General features: G+C 72.7%; 21 protein-coding genes and 1 pseudogene. 12 read left to right on the top strand and 10 right to left on the bottom strand.

Annotated features, from left to right (window positions below; genetic code table 11):
* Window positions 1–89: 89 nt before the first annotated feature.
* The 4 genes from MOTC310_RS22110 to pdxY all read right to left on the bottom strand — a co-directional run bounded on the left by MOTC310_RS22110 (window position 90) and on the right by pdxY (window position 3,759).
* Window positions 90–1,073 (bottom strand): ABC transporter substrate-binding protein, encoded by a 984-nt coding sequence (locus MOTC310_RS22110; protein WP_331303301.1) that lies wholly within the window; start codon window positions 1,071–1,073, stop codon window positions 90–92.
* 180 nt (window positions 1,074–1,253) lie between these two features.
* Window positions 1,254–1,976, bottom strand: a complete 723-nt coding sequence (locus MOTC310_RS22105) for an NUDIX hydrolase (RefSeq protein ID WP_331303300.1) — start codon at window positions 1,974–1,976, stop codon at window positions 1,254–1,256.
* Window positions 1,969–2,853, bottom strand: a complete 885-nt coding sequence (locus MOTC310_RS22100) for a PhzF family phenazine biosynthesis protein (RefSeq protein ID WP_331291276.1) — start codon at window positions 2,851–2,853, stop codon at window positions 1,969–1,971. Before MOTC310_RS22100 ends, MOTC310_RS22105 begins: the two co-directional genes overlap by 8 nt.
* A 57-nt stretch (window positions 2,854–2,910) precedes the next feature.
* On the bottom strand, window positions 2,911–3,759 hold the full coding sequence (gene pdxY / locus MOTC310_RS22095) for a pyridoxal kinase PdxY (RefSeq protein ID WP_331303299.1): 849 nt from the start codon (window positions 3,757–3,759) through the stop codon (window positions 2,911–2,913).
* 136 nt (window positions 3,760–3,895) lie between these two features.
* Here pdxY and MOTC310_RS22090 point away from each other — a divergent pair, with 136 nt between their 5' ends.
* The 4 genes from MOTC310_RS22090 to MOTC310_RS22075 all read left to right on the top strand — a co-directional run bounded on the left by MOTC310_RS22090 (window position 3,896) and on the right by MOTC310_RS22075 (window position 7,580).
* Window positions 3,896–4,417 (top strand): DedA family protein, encoded by a 522-nt coding sequence (locus tag MOTC310_RS22090; protein ID WP_331291274.1) that lies wholly within the window; start codon window positions 3,896–3,898, stop codon window positions 4,415–4,417.
* A 34-nt stretch (window positions 4,418–4,451) separates the two neighbouring features.
* On the top strand, window positions 4,452–5,228 hold the full coding sequence (locus MOTC310_RS22085; RefSeq protein WP_331303298.1) for a cobalamin-binding protein: 777 nt from the start codon (window positions 4,452–4,454) through the stop codon (window positions 5,226–5,228).
* Between the two features lie 116 nt (window positions 5,229–5,344).
* A complete protein-coding gene (locus MOTC310_RS22080; protein WP_273562923.1) occupies window positions 5,345–5,857 on the top strand; it encodes an MmcB family DNA repair protein in 513 nt (170 codons plus the stop codon).
* Between the two features lie 118 nt (window positions 5,858–5,975).
* Entirely contained in the window at window positions 5,976–7,580 is a 1,605-nt protein-coding gene (locus MOTC310_RS22075; protein ID WP_331303297.1) for a Na+/H+ antiporter, read from the top strand.
* Between the two features lie 35 nt (window positions 7,581–7,615).
* On the opposite strand, the gene MOTC310_RS22070 is transcribed toward MOTC310_RS22075, so the two are convergent.
* Both MOTC310_RS22070 and MOTC310_RS22065 read right to left on the bottom strand, forming a co-directional pair.
* Window positions 7,616–7,891, bottom strand: coding sequence for a hypothetical protein (locus tag MOTC310_RS22070; protein ID WP_331291271.1), 276 nt, complete (start codon window positions 7,889–7,891; stop codon window positions 7,616–7,618).
* Window positions 7,892–8,041: 150 nt separating this feature from the next.
* Window positions 8,042–8,491 carry a GNAT family N-acetyltransferase gene (locus MOTC310_RS22065; protein ID WP_331303296.1) on the bottom strand — a complete coding sequence of 150 codons (450 nt, stop codon included), beginning with the start codon at window positions 8,489–8,491 and terminating at the stop codon, window positions 8,042–8,044.
* A 212-nt stretch (window positions 8,492–8,703) separates the two neighbouring features.
* Here MOTC310_RS22065 and MOTC310_RS22060 point away from each other — a divergent pair, with 212 nt between their 5' ends.
* The 3 genes from MOTC310_RS22060 (at window position 8,704) to glyS (ending at window position 12,356) form a co-directional block, all read left to right on the top strand.
* On the top strand, window positions 8,704–9,612 hold the full coding sequence (locus MOTC310_RS22060; protein ID WP_331303295.1) for a glycine--tRNA ligase subunit alpha: 909 nt from the start codon (window positions 8,704–8,706) through the stop codon (window positions 9,610–9,612).
* Between the two features lie 148 nt (window positions 9,613–9,760).
* Entirely contained in the window at window positions 9,761–10,204 is a 444-nt protein-coding gene (locus MOTC310_RS22055) for a hypothetical protein (RefSeq protein WP_331303294.1), read from the top strand.
* Between the two features lie 52 nt (window positions 10,205–10,256).
* Window positions 10,257–12,356 carry a glycine--tRNA ligase subunit beta gene (glyS, locus tag MOTC310_RS22050; RefSeq protein WP_331303293.1) on the top strand — a complete coding sequence of 700 codons (2,100 nt, stop codon included), beginning with the start codon at window positions 10,257–10,259 and terminating at the stop codon, window positions 12,354–12,356.
* A gap of 173 nt (window positions 12,357–12,529) precedes the next feature.
* Here glyS and otnC read toward each other — a convergent pair whose 3' ends face one another.
* Together otnC and MOTC310_RS22040 are read right to left on the bottom strand one after the other, a co-directional pair.
* Window positions 12,530–13,210, bottom strand: coding sequence for a 3-oxo-tetronate 4-phosphate decarboxylase (gene otnC / locus MOTC310_RS22045; RefSeq protein WP_331303292.1), 681 nt, complete (start codon window positions 13,208–13,210; stop codon window positions 12,530–12,532).
* The gene (locus tag MOTC310_RS22040) at window positions 13,207–14,214 is read right to left on the bottom strand and encodes a LacI family DNA-binding transcriptional regulator (RefSeq protein ID WP_331291264.1); all 1,008 of its coding nucleotides are present in this window, start codon (window positions 14,212–14,214) and stop codon (window positions 13,207–13,209) included. The genes otnC and MOTC310_RS22040 overlap by 4 nt, the downstream gene beginning before the upstream one ends.
* A 389-nt stretch (window positions 14,215–14,603) precedes the next feature.
* Between MOTC310_RS22040 and MOTC310_RS22035 the strand changes: the two genes are divergently transcribed.
* The 5 genes and pseudogenes from MOTC310_RS22035 to denD all read left to right on the top strand — a co-directional run bounded on the left by MOTC310_RS22035 (window position 14,604) and on the right by denD (window position 20,214).
* Window positions 14,604–15,926, top strand: a complete 1,323-nt coding sequence (locus tag MOTC310_RS22035; RefSeq protein WP_331291262.1) for an MFS transporter — start codon at window positions 14,604–14,606, stop codon at window positions 15,924–15,926.
* Between the two features lie 107 nt (window positions 15,927–16,033).
* Complete coding sequence (gene ltnD / locus MOTC310_RS22030; protein WP_331303291.1) at window positions 16,034–16,942, top strand: L-threonate dehydrogenase; 909 nt, start codon at window positions 16,034–16,036, stop codon at window positions 16,940–16,942.
* A 208-nt stretch (window positions 16,943–17,150) separates the two neighbouring features.
* Window positions 17,151–17,933, top strand: coding sequence for a 2-oxo-tetronate isomerase (gene otnI / locus MOTC310_RS22025; protein WP_331303290.1), 783 nt, complete (start codon window positions 17,151–17,153; stop codon window positions 17,931–17,933).
* Window positions 17,930–19,211: pseudogene (otnK, locus tag MOTC310_RS22020) on the top strand (3-oxo-tetronate kinase). The gene otnI and the pseudogene otnK overlap by 4 nt, the downstream one beginning before the upstream one ends.
* A gap of 25 nt (window positions 19,212–19,236) precedes the next feature.
* A complete protein-coding gene (denD, locus tag MOTC310_RS22015; RefSeq protein ID WP_331303289.1) occupies window positions 19,237–20,214 on the top strand; it encodes a D-erythronate dehydrogenase in 978 nt (325 codons plus the stop codon).
* 147 nt (window positions 20,215–20,361) lie between these two features.
* Here denD and MOTC310_RS22010 read toward each other — a convergent pair whose 3' ends face one another.
* Window positions 20,362–20,763: a type II toxin-antitoxin system VapC family toxin gene (locus MOTC310_RS22010; protein ID WP_331303288.1), complete on the bottom strand. Its 402-nt coding sequence runs from the start codon at window positions 20,761–20,763 to the stop codon at window positions 20,362–20,364.
* The gene (locus MOTC310_RS22005) at window positions 20,763–20,999 is read right to left on the bottom strand and encodes a type II toxin-antitoxin system VapB family antitoxin (RefSeq protein WP_331291257.1); all 237 of its coding nucleotides are present in this window, start codon (window positions 20,997–20,999) and stop codon (window positions 20,763–20,765) included. The genes MOTC310_RS22010 and MOTC310_RS22005 overlap by 1 nt, the downstream gene beginning before the upstream one ends.
* Window positions 21,000–21,009: the final 10 nt, after the last annotated feature.

The following is a 21,009-nucleotide window of genomic DNA, read 5'->3' as shown; positions in this document are numbered from 1 at the left end:
CGCTGCGGGGAGCCCCTGGTGAACGTGCCGAAAACAGCGAAGCTCCCGCATCGCCGCAAAAATCGCGGGGGGCGTGACGACCGTCCCCTTCAGTTCGAGGCCGCGGCCGTGAAGCTCCGGTCCACGGCCCGCCCGACGTCGAGGGCCTTCGACAGGATGCCGTACCGCGTCGCCCGGTCCGAGGCTGCCTGAACCTCCCTCACGACGCCCGCGTCGAGCGCGATCGGGCTGGTCCGCTGCGCCGTGTAGGCCGCGCGCAGGACGTCCTCGGGCAGCTTGGTCGGCGCGGCCGTGTTCCGGGCGTAGGCGTCGAGGTGGTCCAGCGACCAGAGCCGCGCCCGGTTCAGGCGGCTCAGGAAGTCCTGCAGGGCCGCCCGCTTGGTGGCGATGGCGCTGTCCGAAGCGACGACGAAGGTGATGGTCGGCGTGAGGCCCGCGCCGTCCGCGATCGGCCGGGCCTTGTCCTTGAGCGTCGCGAACGCGACGTAGGGTTCCCAGACCGCCCAGGCATCCACCGAGCCGGCCATCAGCGCGACCTTGGCGTCGACCGGGTTGAGCGGCGCGAAGGTGGCGTCGGACGGCGCGATCCTGGCCTTCTCCAGCGTCGCGCTGATCAGGAACTGGCCCCAGCCGCCGCGGGTGCCGGCGAGCCGCTTCCCCTTCAGGTCGGCGGCCGAGCGGATCGGCGAATCCGCGCGGACCAGGATCGCCTGCGTCCGCGGATCCGACTTGGTCCCGCCGATCGCCTTGATCGGCGCCCCGGCCGCGACGGCGGTTAGGAAGGAGAGGTCGCCGGTGTAGCCGACATCGAGGGCGCCGGCGTTGAGCGCCTCCAGGATCGGCGCGGCGGCGGGGAATTCCGACCATTCGATCCGGTAGGGCAGATCCTTCGCGTCGCCGGCGATCTCGAGGAGCGACCGGTTCCCGCCCTTCTGGTCGCCGACCCGCAGGACGACCGCCTCCGCGTGGGCGGTCACCGCGGCCAGCGTCGTCGTGGCCAGCGTCAGTGCGGCGGCGAGCAGCGCCCCGGCGAGCCGGCGGCCGCCGGGACGCGCGTGAGATCCGATGAGCATGAGGCCTGCCGCGATCCGCTGCCCGCGTTGTGCGGGGCTGTTCTGTGGAGGGTCGATTTTATGCTTGGCGCCAGGGCGGTCAACGAAAAGAAAATCTGTATTGCTCGCGGTCGATGCGCGAGATGACATCCGATCGACCCGCGCGGGGAGACGAATGTCTTTCCCCGCGCGCCGCGGCGGTCAGCGAGCGGGCGGGAACGCGTCCGCCAAGTAGGCCCGCACGAAGCCCGGCATCCGCGCGGCGTCGATGTCGTCGCGGCCCCGCACCACGTGCATCCGGGCGAGTTCCGGCTCGGCCTCGGCGCCGAGATGGTCGGCGATCCGGGCCACGAGCCGCGCGGCCGGCTCGGGGAAGCGCACAGGCCGGAGGAAGGCGAGCTGGCCCTCCCCCTCCAGCAGCACCCAGTCTGTCTCGGCCTCGTCCGGCAGCGCGAGGCCGGTCTCCTCGGCGAGTTCCCGGGCGGCGCTGCCGGTGAGATCGACCTGCGCGCCGCGCACGTCGTCCGGATCCGGGGTGCCGCAGGGGAAGTAGAGCTGGCCGGCATTGGCCGTGTGGGCGCCCATCTCGCCGAGCAGGACGGCACCGTCCGCCGTCCAGGGCACGATCGCCGCGAAGGCGTTGGCGATGCCGGCCTCGGCGTGGGGCACCTCCCGGTAGTAGGTGAAGGTCGCGTAGCGCGTCGCGAACAGGTCGAGGCGGGCGACCCCGTCGGAAACGGCGTGGTCGCAGCACAGCAGGACGGTCCCGTTGAACATGCCGGGGCTGCGCCGCAGCCGGGCCTGCCAGTGGGCCGCGATGGCGGCCGCGTGCGCCCGGGGGAAGGCCCAGTCGTGGTCCACGAACCGCGCCACCACGTCCGCGACGCGGGTGATCCGGAAGCCGTCGGAGACGCCGTCAGACATGCAGGGTGCCGTCCGACAGGATCACGGCGGCGCCGCCGATCTCGACGCCCTGCAGGGCGCCGGCCGCGATCGTGAGCTGGAGCGCGATGTCGCTCGGCCGCCCCATCGCCTCGCCCTGACGGATCGCCACGTCGTGGGTGCCGTCGCCCAGCGCCTCGAACTGCATCAGCACCCCCGCGAAGGCGGAGGCCGCCGAGCCGGTGGCGGGATCCTCCGACACACCCAGATTCGGCGCGAACATGCGGACGCGCCAGCTCTGGCCGGTGCCTTCGGGATCCGGGGTGTAGAGGTAGAGCCCGTCGGCCGGATCGGGCGCCTGCGCCGGGCGGGCGGCGTCGAGGGCGGCGACCGAGGCCACCGGCACGCAGGTGAAGGTCGGCCCCACGCCGTGGCGGCTCGGCGCGTGCCGGCCGGTGCCGATGTCGCCGGGCTCGAGGCCGAGGAGCCGCGCCAGCGCGGCGGGGTCGGGGCCGGGACCGAGATAGTCCGGCAGGAGAGGGAGCCGGAACCGGGCCCGGCCGCCGGTCCCGTCCGCCAGGGTCTCGACCACGCAGGGGACGATTCCGATCCCCTCCTCCAGGCCGAAGGCCCGGGCGTCGCCCCGGGTCGGGTCCTGCAGCGCCAGCAGCACGGCGGTGCCCACCGTCGGGTGCCCGGCGAAGGGCAGCTCCCGGGCGGGGGTGAAGATGCGCAGCGACGCCCGGTGCCGGGCCTCCCGGGGCGGCAGGACGAAGACCGTCTCCGACAGGTTGAACTCCCGCGCGACGGCCTGCATGGCGGCGGTGTCGAGCCCCTCCCCGTCGAGCACTACGGCGAGGGGATTGCCGGCGAGCCTCCGCTCGGTGAACACGTCGAGGGTGACGAAGCGGCGCGCCATCGTGTTGATCCTTGCTGCTCTCTGCGGACTTGGACGGAGCGGTTTGCCGGGGGCGCCTCAGACCGCCTCGACCGGAAACCGCGCGCTCGGGTTCACGTATTCCTCCTGCGCGGCCACCGTCAGGATCTCCCGCGACCCCGCCTCGGCGGTGCGCTTCAGCAGCCCGTAGATCGAGGCCGCCGCCGCGCCGAGCGCCGCCTCGGCCGAGCCGGTCCGGGCGTAGTGCACCAGGAACAGCGCCGCGATGCAGTCGCCCGCCCCGTTCACCGCGATGGCGAGCCGCGGCGTCCGGACCCGGAACACCCGCCCCTCCGCGCCCGCGAGCAGGTCGATGCTGTCGGCGGGCGTGTCGGCGCAGAGCGCCGAGGTGACCAGGACCACCCGCGGCCCGCGCGCCCGGAGCGCCGCGATCGCGGCCCCGGCCTCCGCCAGGGTGCCGCTCGGCAGGCCGGTGAGGAGGCCGAGCTCGAACTGGTTGGGGGTGAGGATGTCGGCCGCCGGGACCGCGCGCGCGCGCAGGAACGCCTCGATGCCGGGCCGCACGTAGACGCCCTCCTCGACGTCGCCGATCACCGGGTCGCAGCAGTAGAGCGCCCGCGGGTTCGCCGCCCGCACGGCGTCCACCGCCTCCAGGATCGCGGCGCCGATCTCGGCCGAGCCCATGTAGCCCGACAGCACCGCGTCGCACCGGCCCAGGACCCCGCGCTCGCCGATGCCGCGCACCACCTCGCGGATCGTCGCCGCGTCGAAGACGGGGCCGCGCCACGCCCCGTAGCCGGTGTGGTTGGAGAACTGCACCGTGTGGACCGGCCAGACCTCGACCCCGAGCCGCTGCATCGGGAACACCGCCGAGGCGTTGCCGACATGGCCGTAGGCGACGTGGGACTGGATCGACAGGACGTTCAACGCGGGACTCGCTTGTTGTCCCGCTACGGTTAGCCGGTTCCCGCGCCGGCCGCACCCCTGTCCCTTGCCGCCCTCCCCCGCGCGCCTCAGATGGGACCGACCCTCCCCCTGCCCCCAGAGCCCCGTTCGGAGCCCCATGGACATCGAAGCCCTGCGCACCGCGACCCTCGCCTTCGTGGAGGCGCATAAGGCCTGGACCCCCGTCATCGCCGGCGGCCTCGCCTTCTGCGAGTCGATCGCGGTCCTGTCGCTGTTCGTGCCGGCGACCGTCATCCTGGTCGGCATCGGGGCCCTCGTCGGCGGCGCCGACATCCCGTTCTGGCCCGTGGTGATCGCCGCGGCCCTGGGGGCCGCCCTCGGGGACTGGATCTCCTACGAGGCCGGGCGCTGGCTCGGGCCGGGGGCGAAGACCAAGTGGCCGCTGCGGCGCTATCCCGAGCTGATGGCCAAGGCCGAGGCCTTCATCGGCCGCTGGGGCATCGCCGCGGTGGCGCTGGGGCGCTTCTTCGGGCCGGCCCGCGCGCTGGTCCCGCTCTTCGCCGGGATCCTCGGCCTGGCGCGGCTGCCGTTCCAGCTGGCCAACGTCGCCTCCGCCCTGGTCTGGGCCTTCGTGCTGCTGGCCCCCGGGGCCGGGCTGCTCACCTGGCTCGACCGATGAATCCGGATCGGCCGACGATCCGGCGCGACCGCTGATGCGCCGCTTCCCGCCCGAGCGGATCGTCTGCCTCACCGAGGAGACGGTCGAGACCCTGTACCTCCTGGGCGCGGAGGACAGGATCGTCGGCGTCTCGGGCTACGCGGTGCGCCCGCCCCGGGTCCGCCGGGAGAAGCCGCGCGTCTCCGCCTTCACCAGCGCGGACATCCCGAAGATCCTGGCGCTGGCGCCGGACCTCGTCCTGGCCTTCTCGGACCTCCAGGCCGGCATCGTCGCCGACCTCGCCCGCGCGGGCGTGGCGGTGCACCTGTTCAACCAGCGCGACGTGGCGGGCTGCCTCGCGATGGTGCGCACGCTCGGCGCCCTCGTGGGCCTGCCGGAGCGGGCCGAGACCCTGGCGGCGGGCTTCGAGGCGCGGCTGGCCGCCGCCGCCGCGGAGGTGCGGGACCGGCCGCCCCCGCGGGTCTACTTCGAGGAGTGGGACGCGCCGATGATCTCCGGCATTGGCTGGGTCTCGGACCTGATCGGCCTCGCGGGCGGCCGGGACGTCTTTCCGGATCTGAGCCGCCAGCCGGCCGCGAGGGACCGGATCGTCACCGCCGAGCAGGTGATCGCGGCCGCGCCCGACGTGATCCTCGCCTCGTGGTGCGGCAAGCGGGTCAATGTCGAGCGGATCCGGTCCCGGCCGGGCTGGGCGGCGGTCCCGGCGGTGCGCGACGGGCGCATCCACGAGATCAAGTCGCCGCTGATCCTCCAGCCCGGCCCGGCTGCCTTGACCGACGGGTTCGACGCGATCCGGGCCTGCCTCGGGTGATCGCCGCTGGGCGATGCCGTGGAGCGATGCCGCGCCGCAGGTGACGGACCGGGCGCGACTTGGCAGGATGTCCCGATTCGGTACAGACGCACCCGCAGACGCAATCCCCGAGCTCGATGTCCGCTTCCCTCGGCCTTCCCGATTCCGCGCCCCCGTCCGTTGAGGCGCTGCTGCCGCCCGACCGGCGGCAATCGCCCACGGCCCTGCGTATCCAGCGCGGCGTGCGCCGGCTGTTCTCCGAGATGGGCTGCGTCACCCTGCCGGAATTCTCCCTCGTCAACGGCCGCCGCGCCGACGTGATCGCGCTCTGCGGCGCCGGCAAGCTCACCATCGTGGAGATCAAGTCGAGCGTGGCCGATTTCCGCGCCGACCGGAAATGGCCGGATTACCGCGACTTCTGCGACCGGTTCTTCTTCGCCATCCCGGAGGACGTGCCCGAGTCGCTGATCCCGGAGGAGTGCGGCCTGATCGTCGCCGACGCCTACGGGGCCGGGATCCTGCGGGAGCCGCCCGAGCACCCGCTGAGCGGCGCCCGCCGCAAGGCCGTGACGCTGCGCTTCGCCCACAGCGCGGCGCGCATCCTGCACGCGCTGGCCGATCCGGGCGCGGTGCGCGAGGGGGCGCTCTAGTTCGCGGCCCGCACCGCGGCCCTCGGCGAACCCTCGGCCGACCCGGTATTCATCCGACCCGGAAACGTCCTAGAACGGCCGCGCTTGCCGGAGTTCCGGCGCCGAGGCTGATCGATCGATGACATCCGTGGCCCTGTTCGAGCTGATCCTCGGCCTTCTCGGCGCGGCCCTGCTGCTGTCGCTGGCGGCCGGGCGCCTGGGCTTCCCGCCGGCCGCGGCCCTCGTCGTCGGCGGCATGGCGCTGGCAGTGGTCCCGGGCCTGCCGGCCTTCGACCTCGATCCGGACCTGATCATGGTCCTGTTCCTGCCGCCGCTCCTGCTGGAATCCGCCTACTTCACCGTCTGGCGCGACTTCCGGGCGAGCCTCGGCCCGATCCTGTCCCTGTCCCTCGGCGCGGTCCTGTTCACGACCCTCGTGGTCGGGCTCGTCGCCCACGCGGTGGCGCCGGCCTTGCCCTGGGCCGCCTGCTTCGCGCTGGGCGCCATCGTCTCGCCGCCGGACGCGGTGGCCGCCAAGGCGGTGCTGGCCCGCGTCGCCCTGCCCCGCCGGATGATCACGGTCCTGGAGGGCGAGAGCCTCGTCAACGACGCCTCGGGCCTCGTGCTCTACCGCTTCGCCGTGGCGGCCGCGCTGACCGGCAGCTTCAGCGCCTGGGCGGCGGCCGGCAGCTTCGCGTGGCTCGCGGTGGCGGGCGTCGCGGTCGGGATCGCCTGCGGGGTGGCGGTGACCCTCGTGATGCGGCGGATGCACGACGCCAACGCCATCACGGTGCTGAGCTTCCTCGCCGCCTACGTCGCCTACCTCGCGGCCGAGGAGGTCCACGCCTCCGGCGTCCTGGCCGTGGTGGCCTGCGGGCTGATGATGGGCGGCCGGGAGCACGAGACCTTCGACGCGCATGCCCGCCGCCACTCCGTGGCGGTGTGGGAATTCGTGGTCTTCGTGCTGGAGGCCCTGGTCTTCGTGCTGATCGGGCTGGCGCTCCGCGGCGTGCTGGCGCGGACCGGCGGCCAGCTGGGGGCGCTCTCGGCGGAGATGCCGCTGGCGCTCGCCGTCACCGCGACCTGCGTCCTCGCCCGCCTGCTCTGGGTGTTCCCCGCCGTCTACCTGCGGCGGCTCCTGTCGCCGCGGTTCCGCGCGCAGGAACCGTCCCCGAGCCCGGCCATGCCGCTGATCGTCGGCTGGGCCGGCATGCGCGGGGTCGTGACCCTGGCGGCCGCGCTGGCGCTGCCGGTGGACTTCCCCGGCCGCGACGCGATCCTGGTCGCGGCCTTCGCGGTGATCCTGTTCACCGTGCTGGTGCAGGGCACGACCCTGGGGCCGCTGATCCGGCGGCTGCGCCTCGACCCCGCGGCGCACCTCCCCGACGGCCATCTCGACGCGCCCATGGCCCGCGTGGTCGTGAACGAGGCCGGGCTCGCCGCCCTGGAGGGCTTGGTGTTCTCCGAGACCGGAGCGCTGCAGCACCCGCGCCTCGTGGAGGAGTACCGCCGCCGGGTGCGGGCGACTTCGCGGGACCGCGACGAGCGGACGGCGCTGGAAGCCGAGAAGACCGAGCACTTCGCCGCCGCGCTGCTCGCGGTGCGGTCGGGCCGGTCGGCCCTGATCGACCTGCACCGGCAGGACCGGATCCACAGCTCGGTGCTGCGGCAGCTGGAGACGGAGATCGACCTGGAGGAGCTCCATCTCAAGCGTCTGGCCGGGACCGCGCCGGCCCACGGCTAGGCGACGGTCCCGCGGGCGCGGCCGTCGACGGGCCGTCAGTGGGCGGCGCAGCCGTCCGCCGGCTGGCCGTAGCCGCTGTAGACCACCCGCACCTTGTGCCGGCAGGTCGGCTCGGCCCTCGCCGCCGCCACGGGGGCGACCTCCACCGGCTCGACCCGCAGGGTCGCGGCCACCGGCTGGTCCTCGGAGGTGGCGAGCGCGCGGCTGGCGCTCATCACGAAGGGCGTGGCCGCCAGCGACGAGATGGCGAGCGCGGCGAAGACGGCGATGTTCTTGCGGCCGAAGGTGTTGCGGGTGCGAGCATTGAACATGACGGGTGGTCCGAGCGTTCTGTATTCGGCAGCGCTGAGGTGCCGAGATCCCCTGTTGCGCTGATAACTTGGCCGTCAGCTCGGCGGTTCCGGTTTATTGCCCAAAAACCGCCACGCTTGGGTGTCCCGGCGCACGCGGGGCGACGGCGCTCAGAGGATCCTGCGGTACTGCACGAAGCCGGATCTCTCGGCGATCCGGTCGTAGAGCTGCATCGCGTCCGCGTTGGTCTCGTGCGTCAGCCAGTGGACGCGCGAGCACCCGGCGGCCTGCGCGGCCGCGTAGACGTGCTCGATCAGCCGGCGGCCGATCCCGAGCCCGCGGGTGCCGTCCGCCACGAACAGGTCCTGGAGGTAGCAGTAATCGCCGATCGTCCAGGCCGAGCGGTGGCGGATGTGGTGAACGAGCCCGACCGCCTCGGCGCCGCGCCAAGCCAGGGCGCCGTCCACCGGCTCGGCCGGATCGTTGAGGCGCTGCCAGGTCGTGTCCGTGACGGCGTCCGACAGGTCGACCTTGTAGAAGGCCTGGTAGCCCCGCCAGAGCGGCAGCCAAGCGTCCCGGTCGCCGGGACCGATCGGACGGATCGCGAGGCCAGTATCCATGATTCTCTCCGCGTCTCTCCGCCGGGGCGGCGGGATCGGATCATCATTCGGCCCGGGCAGGCAAGCCGCGCCGCCCGCGCCGAGGGCCCTTCACCGGTTCGCCGTCACCCGACATCCCCGCCGCGCGCCGCTGCTTGCACCCCCGGCCGCCCGCACCTAAACCGGCCCGCCGGCGGCCCGAGCCGCCGCGCGATCCCGAGCCGCCGAGACCGATGTCCGAGAAAAAATCCTTCCAGGGTCTGATCCTGACGCTTCAGGAATTCTGGGCGGCGCAGGGCTGCGTGATCCTCCAGCCCTACGACATGGAGGTCGGCGCCGGCACGTTCCACCCGGCCACGACCCTGCGGGCGCTGGGCCCGAAGCCCTGGAAGGCGGCCTATGTCCAGCCCTCGCGCCGGCCCAAGGACGGCCGCTACGGCGAGAACCCCAACCGGCTCCAGCACTATTACCAGTTCCAGGTGATCCTGAAGCCGAACCCGCCGAACCTGCAGGAGCTCTACCTCGCCTCGCTGGCCGCCATCGGCGTCGACCTGAAGCTCCATGACATCCGCTTCGTCGAGGACGACTGGGAGAGCCCGACGCTCGGCGCCTGGGGGCTCGGCTGGGAATGCTGGTGCGACGGGATGGAGGTCAGCCAGTTCACCTACTTCCAGCAGGTCGCGGGCTTCGAGTGCGCGCCGGTGGCGGGCGAGCTGACCTACGGGCTGGAGCGGCTGGCCATGTACGTCCAGGGCGTCGAGAACGTCTACGACCTCGACTTCAACGGCGCCGAGGGCGCCGACCGGATCACCTACGGGGACGTGTTCCTGCAGGCCGAGCAGGAGTACTCCCGCCACAACTTCGAGGCGGCCGACACCGCCATGCTGTTCCGCCAGTTCACCGACGCGGAGGCCGCCTGCCGGTCCTACCTCGCGGCGGGCGCGCCGGGCGCGGAGGGCGAGCGCCACCGCATGGCGCAGCCGGCCTACGACCAGTGCATCAAGGCGAGCCACGTCTTCAACCTTCTCGACGCGCGCGGCGTGATCTCGGTGACGGAGCGCCAGAGCTACATCCTGCGGGTCCGGGACTTGGCCAAGGCCTGCGGGGCGGCGTGGTTGAGGACCGCCGCCGGGGGGGCGTGAGGCGCTTCGACCGAGGCCGTGCGCGCCGCGGTTCGCTGCGCGCGCGATGACGGCGCAGCCCCCATCGCGGAGCCCCTTGAGCCCTCGTGCGTTGCAACCCCCGCCAACCGGCGCGCCTCGGCGCGTCCGCAGACGCGGGAACCACGCGATGAAGAAGACGATCCTCGCCCTCAGCCTCCTCGGATTCGGCCTCGCCCCCGCGCTGGCGGCCGATCCCGGACCTGAGGCCACGGTCAAGAAGCTCTACGCCGAGCCGCACCCGAATCACTCCTCCGTGTACTCGAAGCGCCTGCAGGGCCTGTTCGACGCCGACGCGAAGCAGGCCAACGGCGCCACCGGCAACCTCGACTTCGACTACCGCTTGAACGGCGAGCCCCTGAAGCCCGACACGGTGAAGAACCTGACCTTCAAGGAGGCCACCGAGGGCAAGGACCAGGCGAAGGTCACCGTCGAGCGCAAGGGCGGCAACGGCGCCAACGTCATCGTGTACGATCTCGTGCGCGAGGATGGCGGCTGGCGGGTCTCCGACGCGCACGCGATCGGCGACCGCAAGTGGCAGCTCTCGACCATCCTCAAGGGCGAGTCGCACTGAGCCCCGCGCTCCGACCCTCGACAGGTGTGCGGCGCGGCGATATGGCCGCCCCATGCCCGACCTCCTGCTCGAACTCCGCTCGGAAGAGATCCCCGCCCGCATGCAGCGGCGCGCGGCGGAGGATCTCAAGAAGCTCGTCACCGACGCCCTCGTGGCGCGCGGCTTCCTGTACGAGGGCGCCAAGGCGTTCTCGACGCCGCGCCGGCTGACGCTCCACATCGCCGGCCTGCCGGCCCGGGGCGAGGCCGTGCGCGAGGAGCGCCGAGGGCCCCGGGTCGGCGCCCCCGAGGCGGCCGTCCAGGGCTTCCTGAAGGGCGCGGGGCTGGCGAGCCTCGACCAGGCCACGACCGTCACCGATCCCAAGAAGGGCGAGTTCTACCTCGCGGTGATCGAGCGCCCCGGCCGCGAGACGCTGGACGTGCTGGCCGAGCTCCTGCCCGAGATCATCAAGAGCTTCCCCTGGCCGAAATCCATGCGCTGGGGCGCGGCCTCGGCCGAGCCGGGCTCCTTGCGCTGGGTGCGCCCGCTGCAGTCGATCGTCGCCACCTTCGGGCCGGAGACCGAGACCCCGGAGGTCGTGCCGTTCTCGGTCGGCGGGATCGCGGCCGGCACGGTCACCTACGGCCACCGGTTTCTGGCCCCCGAGGCGATCGAGGTGCGCCGGTTCGACGACTACATCCAGGCGCTGGAGCGGGCGAGAGTCGTCCTCGACCCTGAGCGGCGCAAGGACGTGATCCTGCACGATGCCCGCGACCTCGCCTTCGCCCGCGGCCTCGATCTCGTCGAGGACGAGGGCCTGCTGGAGGAGGTGTCGGGCCTCGTGGAATGGCCGGTCGTGCTGATGGGCTCGTTCGACGAGGCTTTCCTCGACATCCCCGCCGAGGCGATCCGCGCGACGATCCGGGCGAATCAGAAGTGCTTCGTGCTGCGCAAGGGCGGCTCGGACGATCTGGCGCCGGCCTTCATCCTGGTCTCGAACCTCGTGGCCTCCGACGGCGGCCAAGCGATCACCGCCGGCAACGAGCGGGTGGTCCGGGCGCGCCTCTCGGACGCGAAGTTCTTCTGGGAGACCGACAAGGCGACCCGCCTGGAAGACCGGCTGCCCAAGCTCGACGCCATCGTCTTCCACGAGAAGCTCGGCACGCAGGGCGAGCGGATCGCCCGCATCGCCGCCCTGGCGAAGGACCTCGCGCCGCTGGTGGGGGCCGACCCGGCGCTGGCCGAGCGCGCCGCGCGCCTCGCCAAGGCCGACCTCGTCACCGAGATGGTCGGCGAGTTCCCCGAGCTCCAGGGCCTGATGGGCCGGAAATACGCGGCGCTCCAGGGCGAGCACGACAGCGTCTGCGCGGCGATCGAGGAGCACTACAAGCCGCTCGGCCCCTCCGACCGGGTGCCGAGCGACCCGGTCGCGATCGCGGTGGCGCTGGCCGACAAGCTCGACACGCTCGCGGGGTTCTGGGCGATCGACGAGAAGCCCACGGGGAGCAAGGACCCGTTCGCCCTGCGCCGGGCGGCCCTGGGCGTGATCCGGCTGATCCTCGACCGCGGCCTGCGCCTGCGCCTGCTGGAGCAGGTCGGCGCGGCGGATCGCGGCCTCGCCGAGCGGGCCGGCGCGGATGCGAAGGATCTCCTCGCCTTCTTCGCCGATCGCCTCAAGGTCTATCTCCGCGACCAGGGCGCCCGCCACGACCTGATCGACGCCGTCTTCGCCCTCCCCGGCCAGGACGACCTGCTGATGGTCGTGCGCCGCGTCGAGGCGCTCGCGACCTTCCTCGACACCGAGGACGGGAAGAACCTGCTCGCGGGCTACAAGCGCGCGGCCAACATCCTGCGGATCGAGGAGAAGAAGGACGGCCGCGCCTACGATGCCGCGCCGGACGCCGCCCTCGCGGCCGCGGGCGAGCCGGCCGAGCGGGCGCTGGCCGAGGCCCTGGCGAGGGCGCGGGAGACCGCCTCGGCGTCCGTCGCCCGCGAGGATTTCGCCGGCGCCATGCAGGCGCTCTCGACGCTGCGCGCGCCGGTGGACGCGTTCTTCCAGGACGTGACCGTCAACGCGCCCGACCCGAAGCTCCGCGAGAACCGCTTGGCTCTGCTCAACGCGCTCCGCGCCGCGACGCGGGAGGTGGCGGAGTTCGCGAAGATCGAGGGGTGAGGCGCAGACCACCGCAGGCCCCATCCTCCCCCTCATCTTGAGGTGCCGGAGCGTCGCGGAGGCCTCGAAGGAGGGCTCCAGGGATCGCGGCGGCGTCTGGAGGGCTCCTTCGAGGCTCGCTGCGCTCGCACCTCAGGATGAGGTGGTTTGATGGGAGAGCGGACCCACCGCCCTCACCCGTGAACGTGCCCGGCATGGTCGTCCGGCTCCGGCAGGGTCAGGCCGAAATGGCTCACCAGATCGGCCACCTGCCCGGGGCTCAGCTGCCGCGGGTTGAGGTTGCGCAGCAGCAGGTAGAGCTTGGCGGTCTCCTCCAGCTCCTCGGTGGCGAAGACCGCGCCCTCCAGGCTGTCGCCGGCCACCACCGGGCCGTGATTGGCGAGCAGCACCGCGCTGTACCTCCCCGCGAGCCCCCGGATCGCGTCCGCCACGGCCGGGTCGCCGGGGCGGTAATAGGGCACCAGCGCCGTGCCGCCGGTCCGCATCAGGTAGTAGGGCGTCAGCGGCGGCAGCACCTGCCGCGGGTCGATCTCCGGCAGCATCGACACCGCCACCGCGTGGGTCGAGTGCAGGTGGACGATCGCCTTCGCCTCGCTCCGGCTCTCGTAGAGCGCGCTGTGCAGCGGGATCTCCTTGGTGGGCTTGTCTCCGGAGACCAGCCGTCCCGCATCGTTCAGCCGCGCGATCCGCGCCGGGTCGAGGAAGCCGAGCGACGCGTTGGTCGGCGTCACCAGCCAGCCGCCGTCGGGCAGGCGCAGCGAGATGTTGCCGGACGAGCCCGGCGTCAGGCCGCGCTCGAACAGCGAGCGGCCGTAGCGGCAGATCTCCTCGCGCAGCCGGCTCTCGTCGCTCATGCGGTCGCTCCCTCGATCAGCTCGAATCCGAGATCGATTTTTTTCGGGCCTTGATCGTTCAGGCAGGCGGCGGCCCGCCGGCCGATCTCCAGGCGCGGCGTGCGCACCGTCGAGAGGGGCTGGGGCATCGCCGCCGCGAAGTCGAGCCCGTTGAAGCCGAACAGGGCGATCCGTCCGGGCACCGCCAGCCCCGCCGACAGGCAGGCGAAGTAGCCGCCGAGCGCCATGTCGTCGTTGGAGAAGTAGACCGCGTCGAGATCGGGCGCGCGCGCCAGCAGCGCCTCCAGCCCGGCCCGGCCCGAGGCCGGCGAGGACGGGCCCGGCCGGATCTCCCGGGCCCGGAGCGCCAGCCCCGCCTCCCCGAGCGCGGCCTCGAACCCGGCGAGCCGCTTGCCCGCCCGCAGGTCGACCGCGAGGTCGTGGCCGAGATAGGCGATCCGCCGGTAGCCGCGCGCGACGAGGTGGCGGGCGCTCGCCGCCCCCACGGCCCGGTTGGAGAAGCCCACCACGGCGTCGATCCCCGCCCCGTCCGTGTCGATCATCTCGACCACGCGCACGCCCCCGGCCCTGGCGAGGGCGACGGTGCCGGGATTGTGCTCCAGCCCGGTGAGCAGCAGCGCCGCCGGCCGCCAGGACAGGAGCGCGGCGGCGAGCGCCTCCTCCCGGTCCGGGTCGTAGTCGCTGACGCCGATCACGCAGGGGATGCCGGCGGCGTCGAGGGCGGCGGTCAGGCCGCGCAGCAGGTCGGGGAAGACCACGTTGGCGAGCGACGGGATCACGACCCCGACGAGCCGCGCGCTCGCCCCCTGGCCGGCGAGGCTGCCCGCGAGCCGGTTCGGAACGTAGCCGAGCCGGGCCACCGCCTCCGCGACCCGCTCGCCGGCGCGCTTGGAATAGGAGCCGTGGTTGCGCAGGACCCGCGAGACCGTGCTCTCGCCGACCCCGGCCTCGCGGGCGACGTCGGTGAGGGTCACGAGCCTTCCCGGCGTCTGGATGTCGTCCATGGCCCCGCTCTCCCGGCGCGGTTTGTCGTGCGATGAGATCGCTCATGACCCGGACGGTTCCGGACGGGCGCGGGTTCCCTCTCCCGTGCGGGAGAGGGACAGGGTGAGGGATGCGACCTTCCCGGAAGAGCCTCGAACGGAATGCACGTCGATGACGTGCCCCATCCTGAAGCCTCTCGTCCCCCACCCCGACCCTCTCCCGCACGGGAGAGGGGGCCCGTCGCGCCCCTCATCGTCATCGCCCGTCACCGACATAGCGACCTGCATTATCTCGCACAACCGGATTGGCAGCGCTGCCAAAAGGCGATATGGCACCGCCCCAGCGCCGCCCCGACGAGCGGTGAAGACGAAGGTCCGACGGCCCGGTGGCCCGGACCAGGGAGCACGCCATGCCGGTCCAAGCCGCCCCGCTGGGGGGCGCCCCCGCAGCCGCGGACGAGAAGTCCTTCGCCGACCGCACCTACGCGAAGGTGTTCTGGCGCCTCGTGCCGTTCCTGATGCTCTGCTACGTGGTGGCGTATCTCGACCGGGTGAATGTCGGCTTCGCCAAGCTCCAGATGTCCCAGGAGCTGAAGTTCTCCGAGACGGTCTACGGGCTCGGCGCCGGCATCTTCTTCCTCGGCTACTTCCTGTTCGAGGTGCCCTCGAACGTGATCCTGCACCGGGTGGGTGCGCGGGTCTGGATCGCCCGGATCATGATCACCTGGGGGGTGATCTCCGGGGCGTTCCTGTTCGTGAACTCCGAGTGGAGCTTCTACGGGATGCGCTTCCTGCTGGGTCTCGCCGAGGCCGGCTTCTACCCGGGCGTGATCCTCTACACGACCTCGTGGTTCCCGGCCCATCGCCGGGCCAAGGTGATCGCGGTGTTCATGGCGGCGATCCCGATCTCGGGCATCTTCGGCAATCCCCTGTCGGGCTGGATCATGGACGCGCTCAACGGCGCCCACGGCCTGTCCGGCTGGCAGTGGATGTTCCTGATCGAGGCGGTGCCGGCGGTGCTGATCGGCGTCGCCGTGTTCCTCTACCTCGACAACCGCCCGTCCGAGGCGACGTGGCTGAGCGAGCCCGAGAAGCAGCTCCTCGAGCGCGACATCGCCGCCGACAACCACGGCAAGGAATCGAGCCCGCACTCGATCGCCACCGTGTTCCGCAACGGCCGCGTGTGGTTCATGAGCCTGATCTACTTCGCCTTCGTCACCGGGCAGTACGGCCTGACCTTCTGGATGCCCACCATCGTCAAGGCGTCCGGCGTGCAGGGCAACTTCAACATCGGCCTGATCAGCGCGATCCCGTTCCTGTGCGCGGCGATCGTGATGGTCCTGCTGGGCCTCTCCGCCGACCGGATGCGCGAGCGCCGCTGGCACCTGATCATCCCGGCGCTGCTCGGCGCCGTCGGTTTCGTGGTCTCGGCCAGTGCGGGCTCGACCACGATCGCGGTGGCGGCGCTCTCGGTGGCGGCGGCCGGCGTGCTGACCTGCTCGCCCCTGTTCTGGTCGCTGCCCACCGCCTTCCTGAGCGGCGCCGGCGCGGCGGCCGGGATCGCGCTGATCAACTCGGTGGGGAACCTTGCCGGCTTCGTCAGCCCCTACGTGATCGGGGCGCTGCGCGACGCCACCGGCAGCACCGCCGCCGGCATGTACGCGCTGGCCGCGATGCTGGTGATCGGCTCGGTCTGCGTGTTCGTCACGCCGGCCCGGATGGTCAACCGCTGACGCGCCGATCCAGGCACGACCTGCCCCCTCGCCCGCACGGGCGAGGGGGCCCGCGCCTCACGCGGTGACGCTGAGGCGCCCTCCCCTTCATGCAGGAGCCGCCCCCGATGACCAACGCAACACACCGCGCCGCGGTGATCGGCCTGGGATCCATGGGCTCCGGCATGGCCGGCTCGCTCCTGCGGGCGGGCTTCTCCGTCGCGGCCTGCGACGTGAACCCGGAGGCGGTGGCGCGCTTCGCGACGGCCGGCGGGCGGGCCGCCGCGAACCCCGCCGAGGCGGCGCGGGACGCCGACGTGGTGGTGAGCGTGGTGGTCAACGCCGCCCAGACCGAGGCGGTGCTGTTCGGCGAGACCGGCGCCGCCGCCGCGATGCCGGAGGGCGCGGTGTTCGTCTCCTCCGCCACCATGGACCCGGCCGTCGCCCGGGCCCTGGCGGCGCGGCTGGAGGCCACCGGCCGCCACTATCTCGATGCCCCGATGAGCGGCGGCGCCGCCCGCGCCGCGGACGGCGGCCTGACCTTCCTGGCCTCGGGCTCGGCGGCGGCCTTCGCCAGGGCGCGGCCCGCCCTCGAGGCCATGGCGGGCACGCTCTACGAGCTCGGCGACGCGGCCGGCCAGGGCGCGGCCTTCAAGATGATCAACCAGCTGCTCGCGGGCGTGCACATCGCCGCCGCCTGCGAGGCGATGGCCTTCGCGGCCAAGCAGGGGCTCGACCTCCGGCGCGTCTACGAGGTGATCACCAAGTCGGCCGGCAATTCGTGGATGTTCGAGAACCGGGTGCCGCACATCCTCGACGCCGACTACAGCCCGAAGAGCGCGGTCGACATCTTCGTCAAAGATCTCGGCATCGTGCAGGACATGGCCCGGGCCGAGAAGTACCCGGTCCCGGTGGCGGCGGCGGCCCTGCAGATGTTCCTGATGGCCTCGGGCGCCGGCATGGGCCGGGACGACGACGCCTCGGTGGCGCGGCTCTACGCGCAGGTCTCGGGGGCGACGCTGCCGGGGACGAAGTAATCACCGCAGATCCCATCCTCGCCCTCATCCTGAGGTGCCCGCGCCAGCGGGCCTCGAAGGAGGGCTCCAGGGATCGCGGTGCTGACCGGAGGTCTCCTTCGAGGCCTCCGCTGTGCTCCGGCACCTCAGGATGAGGGGTTTGGGTTGGACGACGGTCCGCTCAGCGGATCGAACAGGTGTCGAGAACCGGGCAGGGAGTTCCAGAAGAATGCCGCGCTTTGCCGCCAACCTGAGCCTGATGTTCAACGAGGTGCCGTTCCTCGACCGGTTCGAGGCCGCGGCCCGCGCCGGGTTCGACGCCGTCGAGTTCCTGTTCCCCTACGAGCATGCGCCGGAAGACATCGGCGCGCGGCTCCGGGCGAGCGGCCTGACCCAGGCCCTGTTCAACCTGCCGCCGGGCGACTTCGCCCAGGGCGAGCGCGGGATCGCGGCCTTCCCCGAGCGGTTCGACGAGCTGAAGGCCGGTGTCGACACCGCGCTGCGCTACGCCGAGGCGACCGGCGTCGGCCGGCTTCATCTCATGGCCGGCCTCGCCCCCTGGGACGATCCGAAGGCGGTCGAATCCTACCGCCGGGCCGTGACCTGGACGGCGGAGCGGCTGGCGCCGGCCGGCCTCGACCTCGTCCTGGAGCCGATCAACGGCCGCAACATACCGGGCTACTTCCTCAACGATTTCGGCCGGGCGGCCGACCTGATCCGCGAGCTCGCCCTGCCGAACCTGAAGCTCCAGTTCGACCTCTACCATTGCCAGATCCTGCACGGCGACGTGACCGTGCGGCTGCGCGACCTGATGCCGATCGTCGGCCATGTCCAGACCGCGAGCGTGCCCGAGCGGCACGAGCCGGGCACGGGCGAGGTGGCCGACTTTTTCCTGTTCGACGAGCTGGACCGGCTCGGCTACCGCGGCTTCGTCGGCTGCGAGTACATCCCGGCCGCCGACACCGTTGCGGGCCTCGGCTGGCTCGCCGCCTACAAGGAGAGCGCCCGATGAGCCTCGCGCTGGGATGCGTCGCCGACGACTACACGGGGGCCTCGGACCTCGCCAACACGTTGACCAAGGCAGGTTTGCGCACGATCCAGACCATCGGCGTGCCTGAGGAGAACCGCGCCCTGCCGGAGGCCGACGCGGTGGTGGTGGCGCTCAAGAGCCGCTCGATTCCCGCCGAGCAGGCCGTGGCGCGCTCCCGTGAGGCGGAAGCCTGGCTGCGAGCCCGGGGCGCGGCCCACGTGATGTTCAAGGTCTGCTCGACCTTCGACTCGACCGATGCGGGCAATATCGGCCCGGTGATGGATGCCCTGCGGGCGGAGGCCGGCGAGGCGATCGCGCTCGTGACCCCCGCCTTCCCGGAGACGGGCCGGAGCGTCTACCAGGGCAACCTGTTCGTGGGCGCGGTGCCGCTGAACGAGAGCCCGCTCAAGGACCACCCGCTCAACCCGATGCGCGACGCCAACCTCGTGCGCGTGCTGGGGCGCCAGAGCGGCAGCCCCGTCGGCCTGATCGACACCGCCACGGTCGCGCGGGGCGCGGAGGCCGTGGCCGCCCGCCTCGACGCCCTGGCCGAAGAGGGCAAGGGCGCGGCCATCGCGGACGCGATCTTCGACAGCGACCTCGAAGTGCTCGGCCGGGCGATCGTCGGCCGCAAGTTCTCGGTCGGCGCGTCCGGCCTCGGGCTCGGGCTCGCACGGGCCCTGGTCGCCGACGGGCGCGGCACGACGGATGCCGCTGGGGCGGCGGTCGGCGAGCCCGTGGGCGGGACCTCGGCCTGCCTCGCCGGCAGCTGCTCGCAGGCGACGCTCCAGCAGGTCGCCGCCGCGGAAAAGATCATGCCGGTGCTGCGCCTCGACCCGGCGCGGCTGCTCGCGGGTGACGACGTGGTGGCGGAGGCCCTGAACTTCGCGGATGAGCACCTCGCTTCGGGCCCGGTGCTGATCGCCACCTCGGCCCCGCCCGAGGCGGTCCGCGCGCTCCAGGCCGCCCACGGGGTCGACGCGGCCGGCCACGCCATCGAGGCGGCGCTGGCGGCGATCGCCGAGGGCCGAGGGCCTCGTCGCCCGCGGCGTCCGCCGGCTCGTGGTCGCCGGCGGCGAGACCTCCGGCGCGGTGGTCGACCGGCTGGGGCTCACCGCCTTCCTGCTCGGTCCGGAGATCGCCGCGGGCGTTCCCGTCCTGCGCACCGCGGGACGGCCCGAGCCGATGCTGCTCGCCCTGAAATCCGGCAATTTCGGCGGTCCGGACTTCTTCGGCCGCGCCCTCGACATGATGGCCTGACGCCACACCCCGACGGAGGTTTTCGATGCACGCCCTGATTCTCGGCGCCGCCGGCATGATCGGCCGCCGCCTCATGGACGCCCTGGTCAAGGACGGCCGGGTCGGCGGGCAGCCGCTCACCGCCCTCACCCTGCTCGACGTGGTGCCGCCCGCGGCGCCGGAGGGCTTCTCCGGCCCGGTGCGGGCCGAGGCCGCCGACCTCACGGCGCCGGGCGCCGCCGAGGCCGCCATCGCCGAGCGGCCGGGGGTGATCTTCCACCTCGCCGCCGTGGTCTCGGGCGAGGCCGAGGCGAACCTCGAACTCGGCTACCGGGTCAATCTCGACGGCACGCGCCTGCTCCTCGACGCGATCCGCGCGGCCAACGCGGCGGACGGCTACCGGCCCAAGCTGGTCTTCACCTCCTCGCTGGCGGTGTTCGGCCCGCCCTTCCCCAAGGTCATCCCGGACGACCACATCCTGCGCCCCGCCTCCTCGTACGGGGTCCAGAAGGCCATGGGCGAGCTGATGCTCGCCGACTACGCGCGCCGCGGCTTCCTCGACGGGATCGGCCTGCGGCTGCCGACGATCTGCGTGCGGCCGGGCAAGCCCAACAAGGCGGCCTCGGGCTTCTTCTCGGGCATCATCCGCGAGCCGCTCGCCGGCCAGGAGGCGATCCTGCCGGTGCCCGACACGGTGCGGCACTGGTTCGCCAGTCCCGCCGCGGCGGTGGGCTTCCTCATCCACGCCGCCGGGCTCGACCTCGCGGCGATCGGGCCCCGGATCAGCCTGACCATGCCGGGCGTCTCGGCGACCGTCGCCGAGGAGATTGAGGCCCTGCGCCGCGCGGCGGGCGACAGGGCCGTGGCGCTGATCCGGCGCGAACCCGACGCCACCATCGCGCGGATCGTCGGCTCCTGGCCGGAGGCGTTCGAGCCCGAGGCGGCGCTGGCCCTGGGCTTCCGGGCGGACGCGTCCTTCGACGCGATCGTCGCCCAGCACGTGGCCGAGTTCCACGGCGGCTGAGGCCCCGCTCGCCGTCATCACGAGCGCAGCGAGGTGACCCCGGGTGGCGCGACCTGAGCGGATGTGGCGCTACCGGGTTGCTTCGCTTCGCTCGCAAAGACGAGGGTGCCGAGCTCCTCGATCCGACAGCAGACGCGGACGGGGCGGTCAGCCGAGGGCCGAGCGGATGTCGGTCTGCGGGAAATCGTCGCCGACGTAGAGCAGCGGCACGCCGTGCACCCGCGCGCAGGCATAGGCAAAGCAGTCGCCGAGGTTCAGCCGCGCCGGGTGGCGGCCCTTGCCGTAGCGGGCATGGGCCGCGAGGGCCAGGGCGGTCTCGGCCTCGGCGATGGGGACGATTCGCAGACCTACGACGCGGATGAATTCCGCGACCTGCGCCTCGGCGTCGGCGACGGACATCGCCGTCTTGCGGGCCACCGCGATCGCCGTTTCGAAGACGGCGAGGCCTGAGGTAAGAGGGTCCACCGCACCGTCGAGGCGGCTCAGCAGAGTAGAACGCTCCGCTTCCGCGGTCAGGATCGCCACGAGGGCCGAGGCGTCGACGAACATCACTCGTCGTTCAGGCTGTCGTAGAATGCCTTGTCGGCCTCAAGGCCCGTGCGCGGCACGGCATCCATCCTGTCGAGGAGGGGCTTCAGCCGTTCTGCAAGGGGCAGGCACGACTCCCGCCGCTCCAGCTCGTTCGTGAGCGCGAGTCGCACCGCCTCGGTCTTGCTCACGCCGGCCCGCGATGCCAGCTTCTCGGCGAGCTGATTCACCTCTTCGCTGCGGATGTTGAGCGGCATGGCGGCCCCC

It is taken from the genome of Methylobacterium oryzae (assembly GCF_036441375.1).
GTDB classification, from domain to species: domain Bacteria; phylum Pseudomonadota; class Alphaproteobacteria; order Rhizobiales; family Beijerinckiaceae; genus Methylobacterium; species Methylobacterium oryzae_A.
Note: the sequence above shows the minus strand (reverse complement) of the source record. Positions and strands in the feature narration are given on the sequence as shown.